Source organism: Bacillus sp. AFS073361, assembly GCF_002567005.1.
In the GTDB taxonomy this organism is placed as follows: domain Bacteria; phylum Bacillota; class Bacilli; order Bacillales; family Cytobacillaceae; genus Neobacillus.
Genome location: NZ_NUZU01000007.1, coordinates 95,828 through 120,527, shown reverse-complemented (window position 1 = coordinate 120,527; position 24,700 = coordinate 95,828). Strand labels below are relative to the sequence as shown.

Sequence of the window (24,700 nt, the reverse complement as noted above, 5' to 3'; positions counted from 1 at the left end):
AAGTTACATACTAAACCTGGCCGTTTTTCTACTATAATATTATTTAGGTAGATAGGATTTCCCCATCAAATAACAATCCACTTCATGAGCAACCTGTCTTCCCTCATTGATGGCCCAAACAATTAGACTTTGCCCTCTTCTAGCATCACCTGCAGCAAATACCCCCTCAACGTTTGTACGATACTCACCGTAAGCTGCTTCAATCTTTTGGTTGATTGCATTAACACCGAATTGACTCAAAAGCGGCTGCTCGGTGCCCTCAAACCCAATCGCAATAAAGACAAATTGGGCTGGCCAGACTTTTTCAGTTCCCGGAATTTCTTTAAAAAAGAATCGGCCCTCATCATCTCTTAATTTTTCCATTTGAATGGTATGAAGTTCCTGTAAGCGGCCGTTTTCATCCGCAACTATTTTCTTCGTTTGGATCGAATATTGACGCGGGTCTTCGCCAAACTTGGCCTCGGCCTCTTTATACGCATAATCCATAGTAAAAACATTAGGATAGGCTGGCCACATATTCCCTGAAGTACGCGTCTCAGGTAATTGTGGATGTTTGCCAAACTGAACCACACTACGGCAATTTTGACGCAGGGCCGTTGCCACACAATCTGCTCCCGTATCGCCACCGCCAATCACGATGACGTCCTTGCCTTCAGTATTGATAAATTGACCATCTTCAAAATTCGTATCCAAATAACTCTTCGTTGCCTTGGTCAAGTATTCCATGGCGAAGTGAATCCCTTTCGCCTCACGCCCTTCAATGACTAGATCACGCTGTTTTTGAGCACCTGTACAAAGAATCACAGCATCGAATTGTGCGTGGAGTTCTTCAGCAGTAATATCTTTTCCAACCTCTGTATTCGTGACAAACTTGATCCCTTCTTGGGTTAATAAGCTGATTCGACGCTCAACCACTCCTTTATCGAGCTTCATATTTGGAATACCATACATGAGTAAACCACCAGGACGGTCTGCACGTTCAAAAACCGTTACCGAGTGACCTGCTTGGTTGAGTTGATCCGCACTGGCTAATCCAGCCGGACCTGAACCGATAATCGCCACTTTTTTCCCCGTTCTGCTTACTGGAATCCGAGGGGCAATCCAGCCATTTTCAAAACCCTTATCAATAATCGCTTGTTCAATGTTTTTAATGGTTACTGCTGGGTCCGTTATGGCTAACGTACATGATCCTTCACACGGTGCAGGGCATACCCGCCCGGTGAATTCCGGGAAATTATTCGTTTTAAGCAACCGATCAAGGGCTTCTTTCCACCTCCCGCGATATACCAAGTCATTCCATTCGGGAATAAGATTATGAATCGGACACCCGGATGTTGCTCCTTGAATTTCCATTCCCATATGGCAGAAAGGAGTGGCGCAATCCATGCACCGTGCACCTTGTCTGCTTAAAGTTTCGTCCGAAAAAGGCAGGGAATACTCTTTCCAGTCGCCTACTCGCGTAAGGGGATTTCGTTCTTTACCTTTTTCTCGATAGTAATCAATAAAACCTGTTGTTTTTCCCATCTTCCTCTCCCCTTTCTTAGCGTAGTACAGCTTCTGGCTGTTTAGTTGTAGTTTTTTTCTGTTTGGAAGAATTGGCTAAAAATGCACTCATAATCGCGTCTTCATCTGGTAAACCTGCATCCTTTTGCTTCTGAATTTGCTCAAGCATCCGTTTATAGTCTTTCGGAATGACTTTGATAAATTTTCTGACATAATTTCCCCAGTTTTCTAGAACATAGCTTGCTTTCACACTATTCGTATAATAGAAATGAGTTTGAATCATTTGCATTAATTCATCCTCATCGTTTTTCGACAACAACTCTATTTCAATCATCTCTTGATTACATAACTTCTTAAAAGCCTCTTGATCATCAGCTAATACGTACGCAATCCCGCCAGACATCCCTGCAGCAAAGTTTTTACCTACATCACCTAAAATAACGACGCGTCCGCCTGTCATATATTCACAGCCATGATCGCCAATTCCTTCGACAACCACATTCACACCGCTATTACGGACCGCAAATCGTTCGCCGGCACGTCCATTAATATATGCTTCACCGCTTGTTGCACCGTATAAGGCAACATTCCCAGCGATTACATTTTCCCCAGCTAATAATTTAGATGATTGGTCTGTTTTCACAATCAACTTTCCTCCAGATAAGCCTTTCCCAAGAAAATCGTTGACGTCTCCCGTAATCTCTAATGTCACGCCGTTTGGAACAAAGGCACCGAAACTTTGACCTGCGGACCCTGTAAATCTTAGGGTAATCGTATCCTCAGGCAGCCCCGCTTCGCCATACTGCTTCGACACTTCACTTCCAACAATTGTACCTACCACACGGTTCACGTTTGTAATCGGGAAGCTCACATCCACTGGAACTTGATCTTGTAATACTTTTTGAACGGCCGGTAAGATTTTCTGAATATCAAGCGACTCGTCAATTTTGTGATTTTGTGGTGTTGTATATGTGCGAGCACCCTCAGGTTGGTGAAGCAATGGAGTTAGGTCTAAGTCCTTTGCTTTCCAATGTGCTTTTGCTCGGGCACTCATTTTCAATACATCTGTACGACCAACCATTTCGTCTACTGTTCTAAAGCCAAGCTCCGCCATTAGTTCTCGAACTTCTTGAGCAATAAAACGCATATAGTTGACAATGTAATCAGCTTCTCCCGTGAACTTTTGACGAAGCTGTGGATTTTGTGTGGCGATTCCAACTGGACAAGTGTCTAAATGACAAACACGCATCATCACACATCCAAGCACGACAAGTGGTGCAGTCGCAAAAGCAAACTCTTCAGCCCCAAATAACGCGGCCATTACAACATCTTTTCCAGTCATTAATTTACCGTCAGTCTCAAGCACAACACGATCGCGTAAACCATTTAGCATTAACGTTTGGTGCGCTTCGGCAAGCCCCAGTTCCCATGGTAATCCTGTGTGCTGGATACTAGTTTTTGGAGATGCTCCAGTTCCACCATCATATCCACTGATGACAATGACATCTGCGGCACCTTTGGCCACACCGGCAGCAATCGTTCCAACCCCGCCTTTGGAAACAAGCTTTACGCTGATTCGTGCATCTCGGTTGGCATTTTTCAAATCGTGAATCAGCTGCGCCAAATCCTCGATCGAATAAATATCATGATGCGGTGGTGGTGAAATCAGCCCAACACCTGGTGTGGAACCACGAACATCAGCAACCCATGGATAAACTTTATTACCCGGAAGCTGTCCGCCTTCACCTGGCTTTGCTCCTTGTGCCATTTTAATTTGAAGCTCATCCGCATGAACCAGATAATGACTTTTGACTCCAAAACGGCCGGAAGCAATTTGCTTTACAGCACTGCGACGGTTATCGCCATTTACATCTAAGCTAAAGCGGCGCGAATCTTCTCCGCCTTCACCAGAGTTGCTTTTTCCGCCTAAACGATTCATCGCAATTGCCAAAGTTTCATGTGCTTCCTTGCTGATTGATCCAAACGACATCGCTCCTGTTTTGAAACGGGTGACAATGGAATCAACTGATTCTACTTCGTCGATTGATAAAGACTGTCTTGTTTCATCAAATGAGAACAAATTCCGTAAGAACCCAATTCTCTCGTCATTTGCAAGTTTGGAATACTTTTTAAATAATTCGTAATCGCCCTTTCGGCAAGCCCATTGCAGTGTATGAATCGTTCCAGGATTAAAGGCATGATGTTCCCCTGTTTTTCTCCACTGGAAGTTACTGCCTGAATCTAAAGTTTGATTATAAGAATCTGCATATGCCAAAGTATGAAGCATTTTTGCTTCTTTCGCGATTGTATCTAAACCGATCCCACCAAGCTGTGAAACCGTTCCTGTAAAATACCGCTCAATGACTTCTTCGCTGATTCCAACTGCTTCGAAAATTTGTGCACCACGATAACTTTGGACCGTTGAAATCCCCATTTTGGACATCACTTTTACAACGCCCTCAGTCATTGCTTTTACATAATTATTTACCGCGTCTTCATAGGTATATTGTAAACTTCCTTCTGCGATGGCCTGCTTATAGGTGGCGAATGCAAGATATGGATTGATGGCATCAACACCATAACCAATTAATGCAGCTAGATGATGAACTTCACGTACTTCTCCAGATTCGATAATAATACTTACTTTCGTTCTGCTGCCTTCACGAATCAAATGCTGATGAAGAGCACTTACTGCCAATAACGAAGGAATCGCTGCTTGGTTCTTATTCATTTTACGGTCAGATAAGATTACTAGACTTACCCCTTCTGAGATCGCGGAATCTGCCTCTTGGCAAATCCTATCAAGACTGCCTTCCAGATTATCATCAAACAGAATGTCAATAACCTTACTCTTAAATTCGGCTGAATCCAAAGATTTCAAACGCTCTAATTGACCGTTGTTAATGACTGGTGTATCAAGTTGAATTCGACGGCAGTTTAACGGTGAAGGCTGTAATATATTTCCTTCTGCACCTAATACCGTCATCGTTGATGTGACAATTTCTTCTCGTAGTGAATCAATGGGCGGATTGGTTACTTGGGCAAATAATTGCTTAAAGTAATTAAACAATGATTGCGCCCGATCAGATAAAACCGCTAAAGGCATGTCATTACCCATTGCGCCAATTGGATCTTTTCCTTCATTTACAACAGGAACCAAGTATTTTGAAATATCCTCGTAGGTGTAGCCGAATGCTTTCTGGCGAATGAGTAAATCAGCTAGGACTTCTTCTTCGTTGGATCTTTCTTCATTTAAACGAATAAGCTGTTCGTCCAACCATTGCTGATAAGGAAGTGCTTCAGACATCTCGTTTTTTACTTCTTCATCAGAAATAATCCGTCCTTCTTCCAAATCAATTAACAGCATTTTCCCTGGGCTTAAACGATCTTTATATAGCACTTTTTCAGGTTCAACATCAATGACGCCAACCTCTGATGAAAAAATAATATAATCATCATCCGTAACGTAATAACGAGCAGGACGAAGGCCGTTTCGATCTAAAATCGCGCCAATTTGTTTACCATCTGTAAAAGAAATCGCCGTTGGACCATCCCATGGTTCCATTAAGCAGCTATGAAACTCGTAAAATGCTCTCTTTTCTTTTGTGATATGCGGGTTTTCTGACCATGGCTCCGGAATCAGCATCATGGCAGCATGAGCAGGTTTTCGGCCCGCCAGTACCAAAAACTCAAGCGCATTATCTAAAATCGACGAGTCACTTCCATCGGTATCAAGGATTGGAAGCACCTTTTGCAGATCCTCACCAAAAGCTTCCGAGACGAATTGCTTTTCTCGGGCCTTCATCCATTGAACATTGCCGCGAAGTGTATTTATTTCTCCATTATGGATTAGGTAGCGGTTTGGATGTGCCCGTTCCCAACTAGGGAACGTATTTGTACTAAAGCGGGAATGCACTAAAGCAAAAGCCGATACAAAACTCTCATCCTGTAAGTCCAGGTAAAATCTGTCCACCTGTTCTGGTGTTAATAACCCTTTATATACAATCGTTCTGCTTGAAAGGCTGGCAAAGTAAAAACGTAAATCAGATTCCTTCGCCCAAAGTTCTGATTGTTTCCTAATAATATATAGTTTTCGCTCAAAAGATAATTCATCCTTCAGTCCTTCATTGGCACCAATAAATACTTGGCGGATGAATGGACGGCTTTGCTTGGCAGTTTCTCCAATGGTTTCATCATTGACAGGTACAGTTCTCCAACCAAGAACGGTCTGCCCTTCTTCTTCTACCACTTTATTAATATAGGACTCTATTTTTTCTCTTTCTACATCATTCTTTGAGAAAAAAAGCATCCCTACCCCGTATCGTCCTTTTTCAGGTAATTGGACGTTCTGAAGGGTAATGCGGAAAAACGCATCCGGAATCTGGACCATGAGTCCAGCGCCATCTCCTGTTAATGGATCACTTCCTTGACCGCCGCGGTGATCTAGTTTACATAGCATGCTGAGTCCTTTTTTGACAATCTCGTGAGATGCGATCCCTTTAATATGGGCATACAATCCAATTCCACATGCATCATGTTCATATTCTGGGCGGTAGAGACCTTGTGCTTTTGGTAGTTGATGAAACGTCATTACTATCTCCCCCGTTCTTAATTTTCCGATAAATCAGTATGATAGTAATTTTATGTTTTTATATACATATAAACAATATATAATTAAGATTAAATCAATCTCATTTTTATATGAATGGAGGGTTTAAGGTGGAACTACGTCAATTACGATATTTTATGGAGGTTGCTGAGCGTGAACATGTAACCGAGGCGGCAGATAATCTCAATGTTGCACAGTCGGCCGTAAGTTTTCAGATTGCTAAATTAGAAGATGAGCTCGGTGTTCGTTTATTTGAACGAACCGGAAGGAATATTAAGTTAACGCAGATTGGAATAAGTTTTTTAAGCCATATTAAAAAAGCGGTCAAATTGATTGATGAGGCAAAAGAAAAGGTAGATGAGTATTTAGATCCTCAATCCGGCACCATTAAAATTGGTTATCCAACAAGTCTTGCAAGCTATTGGCTTCCAACGGTTATCTCCGCCTTTCGAACAAAACAACCAAACGTTGTTTTCCATTTGAAGCAAGGCTCTTATCAATATTTAATTGAAGCCGTCAAGAATGGTGAAATTGATCTAGCGTTTATTGGGCCAGTACCAACGAAAGATCCTGATATTGAAGCAAAGATACTATTTACAGAAAACATCTCTGCGTTGCTTCCTTCCAACCATGCACTTGCCAATCGAAAAAGATTAGAACTAAACGAGTTACGAAACGATTCCTTTGTTTCATTCCCGCAGGGATATATTCTTCAAAAAATTGCTATAGAGGCGTGCAAAGAAGCTGGATTCGTACCAAATATCACCTCAGAGGGAGAGGATTTGGATGCATTAAAGGGACTGGTATCAGCAGGCATTGGTGTATGCCTCTTACCAGAAAGCACCGTTTATGAATCCATGCCGCGATACACGGTAAAAATACCAATTGACTCCCCTCAAGTAAAACGAACCGTCGGCCTCATCACACCAAAATATAGAGACCTAGCACCATCCGAAAACCTCTTCTACCAATTTGCAATCGATTTCTTCCGTGTATTAGAGCAGTTTCAATAGGTGTCAGGCACCATTTAAAGACACTTTAATCCATTTGTCCATATGGCGTGGACATTAATGATACAGATGTGAAAGAATTTTATTTAAAGACAAAAAAGCCTGTTTATAAGCAGGCTTTCCTCTATTGGCTCATCTTCCTTGATAAACCTCTTTAAAATTAGATATTAATAGTCAACGAAATAGTCAACGAAATGCCTTAGATCCTATATCTGTTCGGTAATGAGCACCTATAAAAGATACCTTTTCTACGGATTGGTAGGCCAAATCTCTCGCTTCCTGCAAATGGTCGCCAATAGCAGTGATCCCCAGGACTCGGCCGCCATTTGTTAGAATTTCTCCATCCTTTGCAGTGGTGCCAGCATGGAAGGCTATAGTCGGATAAGTTATATGTTCCAATCCTTTGATCACTTGACCTTTTTCGTATGCTCCCGGATAGCCAGCAGAAGACATAATCACGCAAACCGCAGACTGGTCTTTCCATTTCACTTCTACATTCTCTAATTCTCCGGTGAGACTTGCCAGTAAAATATCAAGTAAATCTGTTTCAAGCAATGGAAGGACTACCTGTGTTTCCGGATCGCCAAAGCGTGCATTATATTCAATGACTTTTGGACCTGATTTTGTCAGCATTAAACCAGTATAGAGGATTCCCTCAAATGGGGAACCTTCCTCTACCATAGCTTTTGCCGTTGGTTGGACTATTTCATGAATAATCCGCTCTACCATTGATGAATCAATATGTGGTAATGGCGCATACGTTCCCATTCCACCAGTGTTAGGTCCCTTGTCGCCATCATTTACCGGCTTATGGTCCTGTGCCGGAACCATCGCTTTTACAGTAGTCCGATTCACAAAAGCGAGCAGGGTCAATTCTTCTCCTTCTAAAAATTCCTCAACAACCACCCTCGCTCCCGCCGAGCCAAAGGATACTTCTTTCATCATACTTTGAAGTGCTTCTTCCGCTTCTTCCAGTGTTTTTGCCACAACGACACCTTTTCCTGCAGCTAAGCCATCTGCTTTTATTACGATTGGTGCCCCTTCGCCGCGGACAAAAGCGAGTGCATCCTCATAGTTAGTAAAAGAAGCATATTTAGCAGTAGGAATCTGATACTTCATCATTAAATCTTTAGCGAACGCCTTACTTCCCTCAATTAATGCCGCTTCCTTTGAAGGTCCATATACCGCTAAACCCTGTTCTTTAAAATAATTAACAATACCCAATGAGAGCGGCTCTTCTGGTCCTACAAATGTAAGATCAATTTGTTCTTTTTGTGCAAAATCCGCTAATTTCCGAATGTCTGAAACAGCAATGGAAACACATTCCGCTAACTCTGCAATCCCAGGGTTGCCCGGCGCACAATAAATTTGCGTAACTTTAGGACTTTGTGACAGTTTCCAAACTATCGCATGCTCACGGCCGCCTCCCCCTATCACTAACACCTTCATTTCGTCTTACCTCCTAGTGTTTAAAATGGCTTATGCCTGTTATCAAGGTCCCTATCATTTTACAGCCTCCTTATTCGCCAGTCTTTGGATCACTTCTGGTAATAATTTGTGCTCCTGCTCCTGAATTTTTTTTATCAATGTTTCCCTGGTTTCTTGCGAATCAATTGTTACGGCACGCTGGTCGATAATCGGTCCAGTATCCATTCCTTCGTCCACAAAATGGACCGTAACTCCGGTTACCTTTACCCCATAAACGAGTGCTTGTCCAATGGCATCCTTTCCTGCGAAAGCTGGTAATAAAGACGGGTGGACATTGATAATTTTCCGATCGAATGCATGAAGTAAAACATGACCTAACAGTCTCATATATCCAGCCAGCACGATAAAATCCACCTCCAGTTGAGTTACCTTTTCAAGGATCTCTTCTTCATAGGCTTGTTTATTCGGATAATCTTTTGCTGTAAAAGTAAAAACCGGGATTGATTCATTAATAGCGGTGCGGACTGCAAGAGCTTCAGGACGGTCACTGACCAGTAAAACCACTTCAACGTTATTGATTTTTTTTAATTTTATGGATTCTAGAATCGCAGCAAAATTAGAACCCGTACCAGAAGCAAAAACGGCAATCTTCATACTTACTCCTTCTTGAATACGACGTCTTCGTTTCCTTTTTGCACTGTACCGATTACAAACGCATTTTCACCCAACGTTTCCAAGTGATCCAATACGCCCCGAGAGTCCGCAGTATCGACCACTAAAATCATCCCTATTCCCATATTAAAAGTTCGGAACATATCATAATCAGAAATTTTACCTTTTTCTTGGATAAAAGAAAAAATCTCCGGAACCTTCCATGATCCATCCCTAATTTCAGCCTGTAAACCTTTGGGTAAAATTCGTGGAATGTTATCATAAAAACCCCCGCCTGTTACATGCACCATTCCAGTGACATTAAATTTCCGTATCGTTGAAAGGACCGATTTCACATAAATTTTGGTGGGTTCAAGCAACACTTTTCCCAATTCAGTCCCCAATTCCTCTACATAATCACCTAATGAGAGCTTAGCATCCTCCAATAGAACCTTGCGGACAAGTGAAAACCCATTGCTATGTACTCCGCTTGAAGCTAACCCAATAAGTGCCTGGCCTTCTTGTACTTTTGATCCATCAATGACATGTTTTTGATCCACCATACCAACCGTAAAGCCTGCAATATCATATTCCTCATCCTGATACATTCCCGGCATCTCGGCAGTTTCCCCGCCAATTAGTGAACACCCCGCCTGTACACAGCCATCTGCAATTCCTTTAACGATGGCTTCAATTTTTTCCGGGATAATCTTACCGCAGGCTAAATAATCTAGAAAAAAAAGTGGTTCGGCCCCTTGGACGATGATGTCATTCACACACATGGCAACGGCATCGATGCCAATGGTATCATGCTTGTTCATGGCAAAAGCAATTTTCAATTTGGTCCCTACACCATCCGTACCAGAAACAAAAACAGGCTTTTCCATATTCGACAAATTTGGTTTAAAAAGGGCCCCAAATCCTCCTAAACCCGTTAAAACCTCTGGCCTGAAGGTTTTTTTTACATGTTTTTTCATTCGTTCAACGGCTTCATTTCCCGCATCAATATTGACCCCAGCATGGCGGTAAGCATCACTCATTCCTTTTCTCTCCTTTACGGTAAATTTGCAGAGATTTCCTGCATATTAAGCTTTTTTAATAATCCCGAACGCATAATGTTAGGTATAGCATTCCGCCAGGCTTCTGCCAATTTAGTAATCGGCATAGAAATAACGGTATTACCATTATGTGAAATTGAAAGTTCCTGGCCTTTCACATGACCGATTTCTTTTAGTGGCACCTCCTGCTGTTTTGCCATTTTCTTAATCTTCTCTGCATTTTCCGGAGAAACGGAAAGAATGATTCGAGATTGAGATTCACTAAAAAGGCTAAAATCTGTTCGCAGGTCTTCGGTTACTTGAATTTCGGCACCTATCTTCCCACTTATACAACTTTCTGCTAAAGCAACTGCTAAACCGCCTTCCGCTGTATCATGAGCTGACTGCACCAATCCTTCTTGAATCATTTTTAGGGTAAAAGCTTGTATCTTCTTCTCCAAATCAAGGTTTAACTGCGGCGGGCGCCCTTCAATCTTACCAGTCATTATTTTTTGGTATTCCGACCCGCCTATTTCTGCTTTGGTTTCCCCAATTAAAAAAATTAAATCTCCGTCTTTTTTAAATTCTTGAGTTGTAATATGTTCGATGTCCCTAATTAGCCCTACCATGCCAATGGTTGGTGTTGGAAAAATAGCTTCTCCTTTTGTCTCATTATATAAGCTGACATTCCCACCAATAACAGGAGTATTGAGTTGACGGCATGCTTCACTAATTCCATCCGCTGCCTTTTCAAACTGCCAGAAGATTTCCGGCTTTTCCGGACTTCCAAAGTTCAAGTTATCAGTAATCGCTAAAGGCTCAGCACCCGAACAAACCACATTGCGGGCCGCTTCTGCTACTGCTATTGCTCCTCCAACAAACGGATCAAGATAAACATACCTTCCGTTGCAATCCGTTGTCATCGCCAGGGCTTTTCGTGTTCCACGAATAGCAACGACAGCCGCATCCGATCCAGGTATGACAGCGGTATTTGTTCTAACCATATAGTCATACTGTTGATATACCCACTCTTTGCTGGCAATCGTAGGCGATGCTAGAAGCTTCTGCAGGACAGAATTATAATCCGTTGGCTCTTCGATGGTTGCAGTTATGTCTATGGATGAATATTGTTTGTAATACGGCGCCTCTTTCGATGGCTTACAATACACTGGCGCATCTTCTGCAAGCTTGTCCGCGGGGATTTCCGCCACGATCTTTCCCATGTGAAGTAAACGGAGTTGGTTATCATCTGTCACTTTACCGATCACAGAAGAGTGGAGTCCCCATTTATCAAATATCTTTTTTACTTCCCCTTCTTTTCCTTTTTTCGCAACGACCAGCATTCTTTCTTGTGACTCGGAGAGCATCATTTCGTAAGCACTCATACCTTTTTCTCGCTGTGGAACAAGATCAAGATCCAATTCAACTCCATTTCCCGCTTTACTGGCCATCTCAGAACTGGAGCTGGTTAACCCTGCCGCACCCATATCTTGTATCCCAACCACATGACCAGAGGCGATCAATTCAAGAGTGGCCTCAAGCAGCAATTTTTCCATAAAAGGATCGCCCACTTGGACGGCTGGACGTTTCGCTTCAGAATTTTCACTCAACTCTTCAGAAGCGAAGGTAGCTCCATGAATTCCATCCCTGCCGGTAGCCGCTCCAACATAAATGACGGGATTACCAATTCCTTTTGCGACGCCTTTTTGAATTTCATCATGGTTGATTAAACCCACACACATGGCATTTACAAGGGGATTCCCTTCATAGGAAGCATCAAAGTAGATTTCCCCGCCAACCGTTGGAATTCCCATACAGTTACCATATCCTGCAATACCCGCGACCACATTTTCAAAGATATATTTCGTTTTTGGATTATCAAGTTCGCCAAAACGCAGCGAATTCAATAAAGCGATCGGACGGGCACCCATGGAAAAAACATCACGAATAATCCCGCCGACTCCTGTTGCAGCACCTTGATAAGGCTCAATGGCGGAAGGATGATTGTGGCTTTCAATTTTAAACACCACTGCTTGATTATCACCTATATCAACAATACCTGCTCCTTCTCCAGGGCCTTGTAAGACGTGCGGGCCGGATGTCGGAAAACGTTTGAGAACTACCTTCGAATTTTTATAGCTGCAATGCTCGGACCACATGACACTAAATATGCCGGTTTCCGTATAATTGGGTTTCCGCCCAAGGATTTCAATTACTTTATCAAATTCTTCATCCGTTAATCCCATTTCCCGATAGACCTTCTGCTGGACAATTTGCTCAGGAGTTGGTTCTTTATGCTGTCCCATATTGTTTCCTCCAGTAACTTAAAATAGATGAAAACATACGTTTTCCGTCATCTGTTCCCAGCCATTTATGAACCGCACGTTCCGGGTGGGGCATTAATCCTAAAACATTTCCTCTCTCATTGATGACCCCTGCAATCTCAGAAATCGACCCATTTGGATTCGTCCCTTTATACCTGAATACGATTTGATTGTTCTTTTCTAATTCATCCAATGTCTCTTGATCACAATAATAATTACCATCACCATGGGCAATCGGAATACGTATCGTTTCGCCTTCTTGATAGTCTAATGTGAACGGGGTTTGGTTGTTTTCTACTACTAAATCAATGTAGTCACAATGAAATTTTAACCGTTGATTTCTTCGTAAAGCACCTGGCAAAAGATTAGCTTCAGTTAGAATTTGAAACCCATTACAGACACCAAGAATCAATTTCCCTTCTTCAGCAGCTATTTTCACCTGCTCCATAACAGGAGACAAGCTCGCAACAGCCCCTGGACGCAAATAATCCCCATAGGAGAAGCCCCCTGGAACAAGAATTGCATCATATTTTGATAGGTCCGTTTCAAGATGCCATACATATTCGACAGACTGTTCAATCGTATCTAACACTGCTTTATACATGTCTACATCACAATTTGAACCAGGAAAAACCAGTACAGCAAAGTTCATCCTATTCCCCTCCTATCCTTCCTGCTTGGTAAGATCAAACCGAAAGTCTTCAATTACGGTATTGGCTAACAGTTTCTCACACATATCCTTTACTCGTTCTTCTGCCGCCTTTTGATCATCGCTATTAATTTCAAGCTCCATGTATTTCCCTATTCGTACATCCCCAACTTCATCATATCCAAGAGAATGCAACGACTCATGAACGGCATTCCCTTGTGGATCTAGTACACTTTCTCTTAAGGTTACATATACTGTTGCTTTAAACATTGACATTACCCCCAATTCTCCGTTGTATTTCTTGATAGGCTTCCTCAACGTTTCCTAAATCCCGCCTAAACCGGTCTTTATCTAACTTTTCCTTTGAATGGGCATCCCAAAAGCGGCACGTATCCGGTGAGATTTCATCCGCTAAGATAATAGTGCCAGCTGGGGTTTTTCCAAACTCTAATTTAAAATCAACTAAGATAATATCTTTGTTTAAAAGAAACTCTTTTAAAATCTCATTGATTTTTAGGGCTTGTTTTCGAAGTTCAACCATTTCTATCTCTGATGCGAGTCCAAGAATGGCAATATGATCATTGTTAATCAAAGGGTCTCCCAATTCATCATTCTTATAGTATAATTCCACAATGGCTCCCGGCAGTTCCTTCCCTTCCTCCCATCCCAGTCTTTTTGCAAGGGAGCCCGCCGCAATATTTCGAACGACAACCTCAATCGGGATAATCTCTACTTGCTGAACAATCTGCTCTGTTAATGAAATCTTTTTAATAAAATGATTTTCCACGCCTTGTTCTTTTAACAAACTTAAGAAAATGGCACTTATTTCATTATTTAAAGTTCCTTTTCCAGCAATTTGTCCTTTTTTCTCGCCATTGAAGGCAGTGGCATCATCTTTATATTCAATCCAATACTTTCCTGGTTCTGATGTTTTGTATACTTTTTTTGCTTTTCCTTCGTAAAGCTGTTCTAATTTTTCCATTATTTTTTCACTCTTTTCACTCGTTGGTTATGTTTTTAGCAGAACGACTCTAATCCACGTTCCCTTATGACCAAATTCCAAGATCCTGAATTTGCCTGTCTATTTGCTCAAGATTTGAACCTAAAAAATTAATGTGACCCATTTTCCTATTTTCTACGCTTTCCTTTTTGCCGTATAAATGTAGTTTGGCTGTTGGTGGTAACTGCTCAATTTTATCTAGCACTTTATTTACATGCTGACCTAAAATATTAACCATGATAATCGGGCTTAAAAGAGTAGTATCTCCTAAAGGCAGTCCGCATATTGCCCGAATATGCTGCTCAAATTGAGAAGTAATACATGCATCCATGGAATAATGCCCGGAATTATGAGGTCTTGGTGCTAACTCATTTACGATAATTTCACCATCATTCGTAAGGAACATTTCGATCGCAATTAATCCAACTACTTGTAAGGAGTCAGCTATTTTTAATGCTTCCGTTTCCGCTTGAATTCTTTGCTCATCGCTAATTCTTGCAGGAACGAGGGACTGATGCAGGATATTATTAATATGGATATTTTCAGCTGCCGGGAAAGTCTTAGTTTGACCTTGGATATTTCGCGCAACAATCACGGATAATTCCTTACAGAACGGGATAAATTGCTCGATGATCATGTCCATCCCTGCATTTTGCCAAGCCTCGATCGCAATGGGAATGTCCTCCCTGCTTTTTATAACCCATTGCCCTTTCCCATCGTAACCCCCTGTAGCTGTTTTCATTATGTAAGGGAATCCCATACGATCGATTGCCGTTTCGAAGTCATTTTCCGAACCTATGACAAAGAAAGGTGCTACTTTCACATCAAAGGACTTTAAGGTAGATTTTTCCAAGATACGATTTTGGGTTATTTTGAGCAGTTCGCTTCCTTGAGGTACAAAGGATGTAGTTTCTAAAATAGATGTTATAGTAGAATCTACATTTTCAAATTCATAAGTAATCACATCTGAGGAATCGGCAAGTTCTTTAACTGCTTTGAGCTCAGTATAGGGAGCTGTGATTTGAAGATCTGCCACTTGTCCACATGGTGAGTTAGGTGTCGGATCCAAAGTAATGAAGCGATATCCCATATTTCTGCCAGCAATTGAAATCATTCTTCCTAGCTGGCCACCCCCTAAGATACCAATCGTTGAGCAGGGTTTAATGACTGTCAAAGCATTTTTCCTCCTTCATCCTTTTTTAAACTTTTAATAATGTTAGGTTTTCCTGAAATGCACTCAAATACTTTTTTAATCAAAAAATTTTCTATTATTTACAAAGCTAATACAATTTCAACAAGACAATCAAAAGGATAAAAATTCTGCTTTCGCCAAAAATAATGAAATGAAATTAACGGGAGGAATACACATATGGATTCAGAAATGAAGGAGAAATGCGGTGTATTTGGAGTGTTTAATCACCCTCAAGCAGCCCATTTAACATATTATGGACTTCATGCACTTCAACACCGCGGCCAGGAGAGTGCAGGAATTGTGGCTAGTGATGGAAAATCATTCAGGCATCACAGGGGAATGGGATTAGTTACCCAAGTATTTTCACGTGAGATCCTTGATGGACTAAGTGGAAATATGGCCATCGGTCATGTACGATATTCTACTTCTGGTGCAAGTTTACTACAAAACGCACAACCTCTTGTATTTAAGTACAGTGCGGGCAATTTGGCCGTTGCCCATAACGGGAATTTAGTAAATGCCAATGTTGAGCGGAAGGTTCTCCAGCAACAGGGTGCCATTTTTCAGACAACCACTGATACTGAGATTATCGCTCATTTAATAGCGCGTTCCAGTAAACAATATTTTGATGAGGCAGGACCGGATGTTCTTAAGCGGATTGACGGTTCCTTTGCTTTACTGATCATGACAGATAAACATATGCTGATTGCCCTAGATCGTCATGGCTTACGTCCCCTTAGCCTCGGAAAAATTGGTGAATCCATTGTCGCGTCTTCAGAAACATGTGGACTTAATGCGGTTGATGCTAAGTTCTGGAGGGATGTTGAACCGGGAGAATGGCTTCTTGTTGACGAGACGGGAATTAAAACAGGCAGATTTGCTGCAAAAGGTGATGTTTCTCTTTGCTCCTTTGAATTTGTTTACTTTGCTCGTCCAGATAGTGTGATTCATGGAAGAAGTGTTTTATCCATTCGAAAAGAATTAGGCCAGATTTTAGCAAAAGAACATCCTACACCTGCTGATGTTGTTGTTGCTGTTCCAGAATCAAGTGTCCCTGCAGCCATGGGTTTTGCCCAACAATCAGGAATTCCATATGAAATGGGAATCATCAAAAATCCTTATGCCGGTCGTTCATTTATTGAACCAACCCAAGAATTACGCGATTTGGCCGTTCGTTTAAAATTAAGTGCTGTTCGTGAAATTCTCGAGGATAAACGGGTCGTGCTTGTTGATGATTCGATTGTACGTGGAACGACAAGCAAGCGAATTGTTCAATTGATTCGTCAAGCAGGTGCAAAAGAGGTCCATGTACGAATTAGTTCCCCAATGGTAAAAAATCCTTGTTTTTATGGAGTGGATATGCCAACCAAAGAAGAACTTTTTGCGAACAAACATGAGCATGAACGTGCAATGGGAAGTGTGATTGGAGCAGACTCATTAGCCTTTTTAAGCACCGAGGGATTATTAGAGGCTGTCGATGTAGATCTGGCAGATACTAGCCGCCATTGTATCGCTTGTTTTAGTGGTGCATATCCAACTGATTTGTATCTTAAGTGATAATCTTCATTAAACTAGGACTAAGATAAAGAAAAACCTTCAAAATTTATGAAGGTTTTTGCTTTTTATTGCGAATAGTTGATTCCGACTTATAAAAAAGAAATAGTATCCTATTTCTCCTGAAGATATACACCTAACTAATTATTATCATTTTCGTATGCGATAACCACTACTTTTTTATGTGCTTGCTCACTTAGCTTTTCCTCTAGTGATTGAATTTCATTTATTAAATTGGGTGATAGTGAAGCTGCAACATACTGATTTTCATTTTCCATTATCATTACTCCTTTGCGACATTTGTCATAGATATCTTTAATAACTTAAATATAAGGTTTTCCTGTATCAGGAGAAAGAGATGGAACACGACGCTTGAAATCTTAGGACTTTCTCACTGAATATAAATATTATTTAGTTGTCTACAATGTTTTTATTCATTTTAGTTTGTGTTTTTCCATATTTTGAAATTCCAGGCGCGCTCATGGAAGATCAAAAGGATAAAATTTCATTTTCTTCCATATATATATGAAACATAATAGAATAGAACTCGTCGTTATAGAGAGGGAAGGATGTGGGAGCAGTGGACAGATACTCAATTGAAGAATTTATCAAACAATCGGAGCAGGTTGATAAGGGACAGGGTCTTTTTGAGTTAGAAACTCCTCGGATGTTGGAAGTAAATCTAGATGGTCAAGTATGGGCCAAAGCGGGATCGATGGTTTCTTACCAAGGGGAAATTAAATTTGTCCGCGAAGGAATGCTAGAACATGGACTAGGAACCGCGTTCAAAAAGGCGCTCACCGGAGAAGGTGCTTCATTAATGAAGGCCAATGGAAAGGGGAAATTATATCTAGCCGATAGCGGTAAGAAAATTATTATTCTAAATTTGCAAAACGAATCTATTTACATTAATGGCAATGATTTACTTGCATTTGAACCAAGTATTAAATGGGAAATAAAATTAATGAAGAAAATTGCAGGGATGATGGCAGGAGGCTTATTTAATGTTCGATGTGAAGGAAGTGGATTGATCGCTTTTACTGCCCATTATGAACCACTCACCTTAAGGGTATCACCTGGAAATCCTGTGATTACCGATCCAAATGCAACTGTAGCTTGGTCTGGCAATCTTCAACCTAAATTTCAAACCGATATCAGTTTGAAAACATTCTTTGGCAGAGGAAGCGGAGAGTCTATTCAAATGAAGTTCGAAGGTGAAGGCTTTGTCGTAATTCAGCCCTTCGAAGAGGTTTATATGAAAGCAAAGCAAAGTTAATAGGTTTAAATAATCATACTAAAAACTAGATAGTGCCTGACACCATTCATTTGAAGGTGTCAGGCACTTCTTTGTTGTTCCCACTGAACAGGTATTTAAAGATATATTCCTTTGGTATTTTCTTATTTCCAACTATGAATGGGCATGGTAGAATCATATAGTTGTTATATTCTATTAACTACCGGTGGTGCCCTGTGAAAGAATCTGTATTAATTCAAGAAAACAAAAGACTCAAGTTGAAATTTGCTTTTCTAAAAAAAGACATTGTTTTTACAGTTTCTCTTGTATTAGCTGCGACAAGCTGTTTAATTTATCCTCCAAAACCGGAGTATATCAATTTTCAAGTGTTAGTTATTTTATTTAGCTTGATGCTAACCATTAAGGCGTTAGAAGAATTAAGATTCCTAGACAAATTCGCAATTGCTGTTATTAATAAATGTAATAACACCCGCTCTGTTTCAGCAATTCTGATATTGTTATGTTTTTTTAGCTCAATGTTTGTCACAAACGATGTGGCGCTGCTTACATTTGTACCCTTGACACTTGTGGTCAGTAGGAAGACCCAGATGCCCATGATGGAGACGATAATTTTTCAAACCATTGCAGCAAACATTGGTAGTAGTTTAACTCCAATGGGCAATCCGCAAAATCTGTTCATCTATTCGCATTATGGAATCCGGCCATTTCCATTTTTTTCGACGGTTCTATTCATGGCTGTCCTTGGAATTAGTTCTCTTTTTTTCCTTATAAAAAGAATGCAATATAGAGAATTAAAAGTTGTTCTAAATCCAGTGCCAATAGACGATTGGAAAAAGCTAGCAGTCTGGGGATTGGTTCTAGCAATTATCGTTGCTTCAATTTTTGGATTGGTCAGTTTCCAAGTCGCCTTCGTGGTAACTTTGATAACCGTGGTCATATTAAATGTAAAATTATTGATAAAGATTGATTATCTACTTTTGTTAACGTTTATCTGCTTTTTTATCTTTATTGGAAATATATCCAATTCAAATACATTACAAGCATTTGCCAATACAAGTTTAAAAGATACTACGTCCGTCTATTTTAGTTCAATTTTTTTAAGCCAGTTTATCAGTAATGTTCCAGCCTCCATTCTATTGGCAGAATTCACAACTGATTGGAAACCTTTATTATTAGGAGTGAATATTGGCGGACTCGGGACAATTGTTGCCTCATTGGCCAGTGTAATTTCTTACAAACTATTTATACAGGCAAATCCAATCGAAAGTAAAAGGTATTTAATCAAATTCAGTTTCTATAATTTTACTATTTTAGCGTTTTTAACTTTGATTCAGTTCGTTATCCTTAAACTTTTATAAAATTTTTAAAAAAATAGACACCATCCATTGAATTGGATGGTGTCTATGCTTAATTTTTTGAAGCAACAGGAGCTTTTTCACCATTTATTCAGTTGTATCTTGCGATAACCTATTCTTTAATTCGATAATCCTAAAAAATTCTCCAATCTCTTCCTTAAAGATTTTTTGCCATACATGTTTTCATCTTGCTGTTGTTTTTGAGTGTTATTAACATACATCCATGCAGACTTGGCGTTTTTTTCCACTTCCTGTTGTTTAATTCCCATCATAGTTTGGTAATCATACATTCTCATATTTAGTTCATCCTCTCACACAAAAAATATAAAAAACGACCGTTCGGTTTATATAATGGTTCAATTATTCTTTATTTGTTCCTGATATTATCAGCAATTCATACGTGCAAAAAACAAGCCGATTAGAGGGGCTTGCCTTATTGCTCAGATATTTCTTTTACCCTTAGGATATACATTTTTTTTATTTCTTTTAATACCTCATGGTAGGGATAATCTTCGTATACTATTGTCTGTGAGACCACTCCATCAACCATCGACCAAAAAAGATCAGCAAATATTTCGGGATTCACATCTTGTTTTATTTCACTAGACTTTTGCCCGTCTCTAAGAATATCAGTGACCTGCGAAATAAAATATGTTTGCCTGCGATTGCGTAAACGTTCCTTTAATTCTTTGTTCCTTGAAGAGTGAAGCTTGAACTCTAAGTGAACTGAAAAACGTGCTTTATTTTCTTCGATAAAAGGATTTAGGTCTAAGTATATTTCGAACAAGTAGTTTAATTTTTCTATAGCTGATGTCTTTTTAGATATTTCCTGATTCAGTTCATCGTAAGTTTGACTCGTTTCTGTACTCATTAATTCAAGATAAATTTCATCTTTACTTTGAAAGTAATTATAAATCGCACCTTTGCTGATACCGGAATGTTCCACGATATCATTAATCGTAGCAACTTCGAAACCTTTCTTCGCAAAGCAAAAAAACGCACTTGACAAGATTTCTTTTTTCTTTTTCTCTTTATAATCATCAGAGACTATCGGGGGCATTTTATCTCCGCCTTTATTATTAATAATTGTTTATATAAAATATGTGAAACGTTCAAAACGACCGTCCGGTTTATTTAAATTTTAACTTAAATCCACCTGAAAAATCAACCAAAATTTTCCTGAAATTCTCATACAAGACAAATATAATGGTGTCAGGCACCAAAGACTATTTTCTATCCATACAGCAAAAAAAACCCTTGTTAAATTAACAAGAGCTTAAACATTCATTTATTACAATGAATTATTCGGGATTCACTTAATAATCTTATTCAACAAAAAATCGACTTTTTCAGTCAGTTGTTTTTTTACACTAACATCCATGTCCATTTCATCCATCGTCTCTTTCAATTTACCAAACCAGATTGCTGCCCTATCTGGAGCGATTTGAAATGGGTGTCGTTCTTTCACTTGTGAGACTTGCTTCCCTTGTTCCTGATCAGATTCCCCGGCAACGAGTCGGTTGATAAATACTCTTTGCCGCTCCTTCAATAATTCGATATCCGTGTTTCTTTCATTAAACATGTTAATGTAGTAGGAATCCTTTAGCAGCTTATCATAAAAACGGTCAACTAACTCATTCACTTTTTCCTGTTCCAATACAATCGGCATCATTCATTCCCTCATTTTCTTATGTAAAGTAATTTCTCCTATCATTATAGTGTAAATTAAAATCAAAATTTGTGATTTACATCACGGAAAGTGATTATGGAAGAAAAAAAGACACCTCTGTCCACAGCAGGTGTCCAAACTTTAAAGTAAATTAAACATTCCTCGAACGACGATTATAATCCCTTTCAATGCCTTTTTTCCAGCTTCGATCAATCTTTTTGCCACTGCGAAGGTTAACCACAGCTTCATTTACCGCCTCATAATTTAATTGCGTTCCTTCACCGTCTGCATGGTACTCAACAGCGAAGTCCTCATCGATACCGAATCGCGCAGCTGTTGAAATGACATCGATATTGGCACCCAAGAACAGGAACTCCCACCCAAATTTCTCTTTTTGGCACTGAACCATTTTTTTGATTTTGTCCGCTGTGAATTCACGACTAGCATTTTCCATCCCATCCGTGGTAATCACGAAGAGTACTTTTTCGGCACGTTCATCCTCTCTGGTCCTCTTTTGTACATTCACAATTTTTTGTATCGAAAAACCAATCGCATCCAATAACGCAGTGGTGCCGCCGACTTCATAATCTTTTTCAGTAATAGGAGAAATGCCCCTTACATTGATTCGGTCGTGTAATAAATCGTATTCGTGATCAAACAACACAGTTGTTACAATAGCTTCTCCCTCTACCTTTTGCTGTTTCTTCAGCATCGCATTATATCCGCCGATGGTATCTGCTTCAAGACCTGCCATGGAGCCGCTTTTATCCAAAATAAACACTAATTCTGTTAGATTTCTTTTCATGATTATCATCCTCCGCTTTGTGATAAACAAAGGATAACAAATATTCAAAACCAAATGGTCGCTTTGAAAGCGACATTTTTAAGCGCCAAGTAATGGCTGGTCAAAAGCAAATAAGGCTTCATTGATTTCATGAATATTGTAATTTGCCTGTTGAATAAAGTACTCAATAATCACATCAAATTTATTGCTCCGTGATAAAGTATAACCAGCACTGGCTAGAAGATCCATCGTTTCCTCCACGTTTAACTTTAAAGCAACGGCAAATGCAATCGTGGTTTTCTTTTTCGGAGTATAATCGGCTTCATTCCGTATCTTGGAGAATAATCGCCGGTCAATATTCGCTCGTTTATATGTTTCCACATCTGTCATACCCTTTTCATCAATGAAACGAAGCAGCCGTTCGGAAAAAGATTCATCAAGTTCGTCCAATAGATTGACTAACGAATACTCTGCTTCTTTATGTACATCCTGCTGAACAATCTCGATTTCTTGCTGGCTTTCCCATATGTAGGGTTCTTGTCTATTACGCGCAAACACGTTTTCTATTTCTTCCACATAATGCTCATCAATATATTGATGAATCGATGTAAATAGTTTCTTGCTTAAACCGAAAGAGCTCTTATCAAAAACAACTAGATAAACGAGCATGTCATGCTGTAATAAAAATGAACCTATCGTAGAAACCGCAATTTGTAATGCTTCCTCCTTGGGGTAACCATAAATGCCTGTCGATATCAACGGGAATGCGATGGATTCACACTGTTGGTTCCTGGCCAACTCCAAGGAGTTATAGTAAGAATTCTTTAACCGTAAGGCTTCTTGATTGGAACCACCTTGCCAAATCGGTCCAGGAGTATGTATGATATATTTTGCTTCTAAGTTAAAGCCGTCCGTCAATACAGCTTCTCCAACCTTGCATTCCCCCATTTGATCGCAAGCTTTTTGCAACTCATAAACACCAGCTGCACGAAAGATAGCACCACAAACACCCCCACCCATTTTCAATGATGTATTTGCAGCATTGACAATCGCATCCACCTTCATCTTAGTAAGATCATGACGAACAATTTCTAATGGCAACCTTTTCCCCTCCTAAACAATACTATATTGCATTTATCTCCCACAATTTGTATAACCCTAGTGAGATTATACCATTTTTTCATGTCAGAACTTGCATCAAAAAAAGCCATCAAATACTAGATTGAAAACACTAGTACTTGATGGCTCGTATTTTTTTCCTACTCACAACGAGGTAAATGATTGTTTATAACACTTTACTTAAGAACGCCTTAGTACGTTCATGCTGTGGATTACTGAATAACTCATTTGGTTCATTTTCTTCAACTATATAGCCGCCGTCCATGAAAATGACCCGATCTCCCACTTCACGAGCAAAGCCCATTTCATGAGTAACAACCACCATGGTCATCCCTTCTTTAGCCAGCTGTTTCATTACTTCTAATACATCTCCGACCATTTCAGGGTCAAGTGCAGATGTCGGCTCGTCAAAAAGCATGATTTTAGGATTCATTGCAAGTGCCCTAGCGATAGCAACACGTTGTTTTTGCCCCCCGGATAGTTCACCCGGATAACTATTAGCTTTTTCTCTTAACCCTACTTTTTCGAGTAGTTCAAGTGCTAACTTATCCGCCGCAGATTTTTCGGTTGAGCGAATTTTAATAGGTCCCATCGTGATGTTTTCTAAAACGGTTTTATGAGGAAAGAGATTGAATTGCTGGAAAACCATTCCCACTTCTTGTCTAACCTTGTTGATATTAATCTTGTTGTCTGTGATATCTTGTCCGTTAATAACTACTTCCCCGCCTGATATTTCCTCGAGGCGATTTAAGCAGCGAAGGAACGTACTTTTTCCTGACCCCGATGGGCCAATCACACAAACTACTTCTTTTTCTTGTACCTCTGCATTAATATCCTTTAAAACCTCTACCTTACCAAACGATTTTTGCAGATTTTTAACCTTAATTATACTCATCGAACCTGAATCCTCCTTTCGATGAAATTAGCTAAGATAGTTAATAAATAAATAATGATAAAGTAAATGACACCAACAGCCAGCCAGATCTTGAATGCTTCGAAGGTTGCCGAAGCTTGAATTTGCCCTTGCTGTGTTAAGTCGGCGATCCCAATAACAGATAAAAGTGAAGTATCTTTTAAACTAATAATGGACTGGTTTGTAATAGTAGGAAGCATTCTTCTAAATGCTTGTGGGAGAACCACATATCGCATCGTTTGTGCCCCTGTAAAACCAATCGATCTTGCCGCTTCAGTTTGTCCTTTATCTATCGATTGAATTCCTGCTCTGATAATCTCAGCAAAGTATGCCCCTGCATTAATGGCAACAGTGACGATCCCAGCAGTCGTGCTGTTTAAGGAGATTATTTGTAAAGAATTCACGCCGAAATAGATAAAAAACAACTGTACAATAAATGGCGTACCTCGAATCGCATCCACATAAATCTTTGCAATCCAATTTAAGATCTTATTCGGTGCCAATCTCAATAAAGCGACCAGTAAACCAATGATAAAACCTAGAATAATAGCTATCACAAATATATATAATGTCACTTGAAGACCTTTGAATAACATCGGTAACGCTGCAGAAATAATATCCATCTTCTCATCTCCTTTCAAAAAGAAA

General features: G+C 40.0%; 22 protein-coding genes. 4 read left to right on the top strand and 18 right to left on the bottom strand.

Going from position 1 to position 24,700, the window contains the following annotated elements:
• Positions 1–39 precede the first annotated feature (39 nt).
• Positions 40–1,524 (bottom strand): glutamate synthase small subunit, encoded by a 1,485-nt coding sequence (gene gltD / locus COJ96_RS04950; protein ID WP_098571864.1) that lies wholly within the window; start codon positions 1,522–1,524, stop codon positions 40–42.
• 16 nt (positions 1,525–1,540) lie between these two features.
• Positions 1,541–6,094, bottom strand: coding sequence for a glutamate synthase large subunit (gene gltB, locus COJ96_RS04945; RefSeq protein ID WP_098571863.1), 4,554 nt, complete (start codon positions 6,092–6,094; stop codon positions 1,541–1,543).
• 128 nt (positions 6,095–6,222) lie between these two features.
• Between gltB and gltC the strand changes: the two genes are divergently transcribed.
• On the top strand, positions 6,223–7,125 hold the full coding sequence (gltC, locus tag COJ96_RS04940) for a glutamate biosynthesis transcriptional regulator GltC (RefSeq protein WP_098571862.1): 903 nt from the start codon (positions 6,223–6,225) through the stop codon (positions 7,123–7,125).
• A 183-nt stretch (positions 7,126–7,308) separates the two neighbouring features.
• Here the strand turns inward: gltC and purD are convergent, their stop codons facing one another.
• The 8 genes from purD to purK form a co-directional block, all read right to left on the bottom strand.
• A complete protein-coding gene (purD, locus tag COJ96_RS04935; protein WP_098571861.1) occupies positions 7,309–8,571 on the bottom strand; it encodes a phosphoribosylamine--glycine ligase in 1,263 nt (420 codons plus the stop codon).
• 54 nt (positions 8,572–8,625) lie between these two features.
• The gene (purN, locus tag COJ96_RS04930) at positions 8,626–9,204 is read right to left on the bottom strand and encodes a phosphoribosylglycinamide formyltransferase (RefSeq protein WP_098571860.1); all 579 of its coding nucleotides are present in this window, start codon (positions 9,202–9,204) and stop codon (positions 8,626–8,628) included.
• A gap of 2 nt (positions 9,205–9,206) precedes the next feature.
• Positions 9,207–10,241, bottom strand: a complete 1,035-nt coding sequence (gene purM, locus COJ96_RS04925; RefSeq protein ID WP_098571859.1) for a phosphoribosylformylglycinamidine cyclo-ligase — start codon at positions 10,239–10,241, stop codon at positions 9,207–9,209.
• Between the two features lie 14 nt (positions 10,242–10,255).
• Complete coding sequence (gene purL, locus COJ96_RS04920) at positions 10,256–12,544, bottom strand: phosphoribosylformylglycinamidine synthase subunit PurL (RefSeq protein ID WP_098571858.1); 2,289 nt, start codon at positions 12,542–12,544, stop codon at positions 10,256–10,258.
• The gene (purQ, locus tag COJ96_RS04915; protein WP_098571857.1) at positions 12,531–13,214 is read right to left on the bottom strand and encodes a phosphoribosylformylglycinamidine synthase subunit PurQ; all 684 of its coding nucleotides are present in this window, start codon (positions 13,212–13,214) and stop codon (positions 12,531–12,533) included. Before purQ ends, purL begins: the two co-directional genes overlap by 14 nt.
• A gap of 12 nt (positions 13,215–13,226) precedes the next feature.
• Entirely contained in the window at positions 13,227–13,481 is a 255-nt protein-coding gene (gene purS / locus COJ96_RS04910) for a phosphoribosylformylglycinamidine synthase subunit PurS (protein WP_098571856.1), read from the bottom strand.
• Positions 13,474–14,193: a phosphoribosylaminoimidazolesuccinocarboxamide synthase gene (gene purC, locus COJ96_RS04905; RefSeq protein ID WP_098571855.1), complete on the bottom strand. Its 720-nt coding sequence runs from the start codon at positions 14,191–14,193 to the stop codon at positions 13,474–13,476. Before purC ends, purS begins: the two co-directional genes overlap by 8 nt.
• 64 nt (positions 14,194–14,257) lie before the next feature.
• The gene (purK, locus tag COJ96_RS04900) at positions 14,258–15,385 is read right to left on the bottom strand and encodes a 5-(carboxyamino)imidazole ribonucleotide synthase (RefSeq protein ID WP_098571854.1); all 1,128 of its coding nucleotides are present in this window, start codon (positions 15,383–15,385) and stop codon (positions 14,258–14,260) included.
• Between the two features lie 195 nt (positions 15,386–15,580).
• Here purK and purF point away from each other — a divergent pair, with 195 nt between their 5' ends.
• The gene (purF, locus tag COJ96_RS04895; protein ID WP_098571853.1) at positions 15,581–16,960 is read left to right on the top strand and encodes an amidophosphoribosyltransferase; all 1,380 of its coding nucleotides are present in this window, start codon (positions 15,581–15,583) and stop codon (positions 16,958–16,960) included.
• A 137-nt stretch (positions 16,961–17,097) separates the two neighbouring features.
• On the opposite strand, the gene COJ96_RS28450 is transcribed toward purF, so the two are convergent.
• Positions 17,098–17,235: a hypothetical protein gene (locus COJ96_RS28450; protein WP_180229983.1), complete on the bottom strand. Its 138-nt coding sequence runs from the start codon at positions 17,233–17,235 to the stop codon at positions 17,098–17,100.
• Between the two features lie 302 nt (positions 17,236–17,537).
• Here COJ96_RS28450 and COJ96_RS04890 point away from each other — a divergent pair, with 302 nt between their 5' ends.
• A complete protein-coding gene (locus COJ96_RS04890; protein ID WP_098571929.1) occupies positions 17,538–18,233 on the top strand; it encodes an AIM24 family protein in 696 nt (231 codons plus the stop codon).
• Positions 18,234–18,427: 194 nt separating this feature from the next.
• Positions 18,428–19,570 (top strand): SLC13 family permease, encoded by a 1,143-nt coding sequence (locus COJ96_RS04885; RefSeq protein WP_098571852.1) that lies wholly within the window; start codon positions 18,428–18,430, stop codon positions 19,568–19,570.
• A gap of 116 nt (positions 19,571–19,686) precedes the next feature.
• On the opposite strand, the gene COJ96_RS28445 is transcribed toward COJ96_RS04885, so the two are convergent.
• The 7 genes from COJ96_RS28445 to COJ96_RS04855 all read right to left on the bottom strand — a co-directional run bounded on the left by COJ96_RS28445 (position 19,687) and on the right by COJ96_RS04855 (position 24,675).
• The gene (locus COJ96_RS28445) at positions 19,687–19,863 is read right to left on the bottom strand and encodes a hypothetical protein (RefSeq protein WP_180229982.1); all 177 of its coding nucleotides are present in this window, start codon (positions 19,861–19,863) and stop codon (positions 19,687–19,689) included.
• A gap of 137 nt (positions 19,864–20,000) precedes the next feature.
• On the bottom strand, positions 20,001–20,627 hold the full coding sequence (locus tag COJ96_RS04880; protein ID WP_098571851.1) for a TetR/AcrR family transcriptional regulator: 627 nt from the start codon (positions 20,625–20,627) through the stop codon (positions 20,001–20,003).
• A 252-nt stretch (positions 20,628–20,879) separates the two neighbouring features.
• Positions 20,880–21,239, bottom strand: a complete 360-nt coding sequence (locus tag COJ96_RS04875) for a protoglobin domain-containing protein (RefSeq protein ID WP_098571850.1) — start codon at positions 21,237–21,239, stop codon at positions 20,880–20,882.
• Positions 21,240–21,387: 148 nt separating this feature from the next.
• A complete protein-coding gene (locus COJ96_RS04870; protein ID WP_098571849.1) occupies positions 21,388–22,041 on the bottom strand; it encodes a vWA domain-containing protein in 654 nt (217 codons plus the stop codon).
• Between the two features lie 78 nt (positions 22,042–22,119).
• Positions 22,120–23,121, bottom strand: coding sequence for a macro domain-containing protein (locus tag COJ96_RS04865; RefSeq protein WP_098571848.1), 1,002 nt, complete (start codon positions 23,119–23,121; stop codon positions 22,120–22,122).
• 184 nt (positions 23,122–23,305) lie between these two features.
• A complete protein-coding gene (locus COJ96_RS04860) occupies positions 23,306–24,034 on the bottom strand; it encodes an amino acid ABC transporter ATP-binding protein (RefSeq protein WP_098571847.1) in 729 nt (242 codons plus the stop codon).
• Complete coding sequence (locus COJ96_RS04855) at positions 24,031–24,675, bottom strand: amino acid ABC transporter permease (RefSeq protein WP_098571846.1); 645 nt, start codon at positions 24,673–24,675, stop codon at positions 24,031–24,033. The genes COJ96_RS04860 and COJ96_RS04855 overlap by 4 nt, the downstream gene beginning before the upstream one ends.
• Positions 24,676–24,700: the final 25 nt, after the last annotated feature.

Bases quoted from the DNA above. Each gene is read 5' to 3' on its own strand.
- gltD (WP_098571864.1), bottom strand. From the start codon at position 1,524: ATGGGAAAAACAACAGGTTTTATTGATTACTATCGAGAAAAAGGTAAA.
- gltB (WP_098571863.1), bottom strand. From the start codon at position 6,094: ATGACGTTTCATCAACTACCAAAAGCACAAGGTCTCTACCGCCCAGAA.
- purD (WP_098571861.1), bottom strand. From the start codon at position 8,571: ATGAAGGTGTTAGTGATAGGGGGAGGCGGCCGTGAGCATGCGATAGTT.
- purN (WP_098571860.1), bottom strand. From the start codon at position 9,204: ATGAAGATTGCCGTTTTTGCTTCTGGTACGGGTTCTAATTTTGCTGCG.
- purM (WP_098571859.1), bottom strand. From the start codon at position 10,241: ATGAGTGATGCTTACCGCCATGCTGGGGTCAATATTGATGCGGGAAAT.
- purL (WP_098571858.1), bottom strand. From the start codon at position 12,544: ATGGGACAGCATAAAGAACCAACTCCTGAGCAAATTGTCCAGCAGAAG.
- purQ (WP_098571857.1), bottom strand. From the start codon at position 13,214: ATGAACTTTGCTGTACTGGTTTTTCCTGGTTCAAATTGTGATGTAGAC.
- purS (WP_098571856.1), bottom strand. From the start codon at position 13,481: ATGTTTAAAGCAACAGTATATGTAACCTTAAGAGAAAGTGTACTAGAT.
- purC (WP_098571855.1), bottom strand. From the start codon at position 14,193: ATGGAAAAATTAGAACAGCTTTACGAAGGAAAAGCAAAAAAAGTATAC.
- purF (WP_098571853.1), top strand. From the start codon at position 15,581: ATGGATTCAGAAATGAAGGAGAAATGCGGTGTATTTGGAGTGTTTAAT.
- COJ96_RS28450 (WP_180229983.1), bottom strand. From the start codon at position 17,235: ATGGAAAATGAAAATCAGTATGTTGCAGCTTCACTATCACCCAATTTA.
- COJ96_RS28445 (WP_180229982.1), bottom strand. From the start codon at position 19,863: ATGAGAATGTATGATTACCAAACTATGATGGGAATTAAACAACAGGAA.
- COJ96_RS04880 (WP_098571851.1), bottom strand. From the start codon at position 20,627: ATGCCCCCGATAGTCTCTGATGATTATAAAGAGAAAAAGAAAAAAGAA.
- COJ96_RS04875 (WP_098571850.1), bottom strand. From the start codon at position 21,239: ATGATGCCGATTGTATTGGAACAGGAAAAAGTGAATGAGTTAGTTGAC.
- COJ96_RS04870 (WP_098571849.1), bottom strand. From the start codon at position 22,041: ATGAAAAGAAATCTAACAGAATTAGTGTTTATTTTGGATAAAAGCGGC.
- COJ96_RS04860 (WP_098571847.1), bottom strand. From the start codon at position 24,034: ATGAGTATAATTAAGGTTAAAAATCTGCAAAAATCGTTTGGTAAGGTA.
- COJ96_RS04855 (WP_098571846.1), bottom strand. From the start codon at position 24,675: ATGGATATTATTTCTGCAGCGTTACCGATGTTATTCAAAGGTCTTCAA.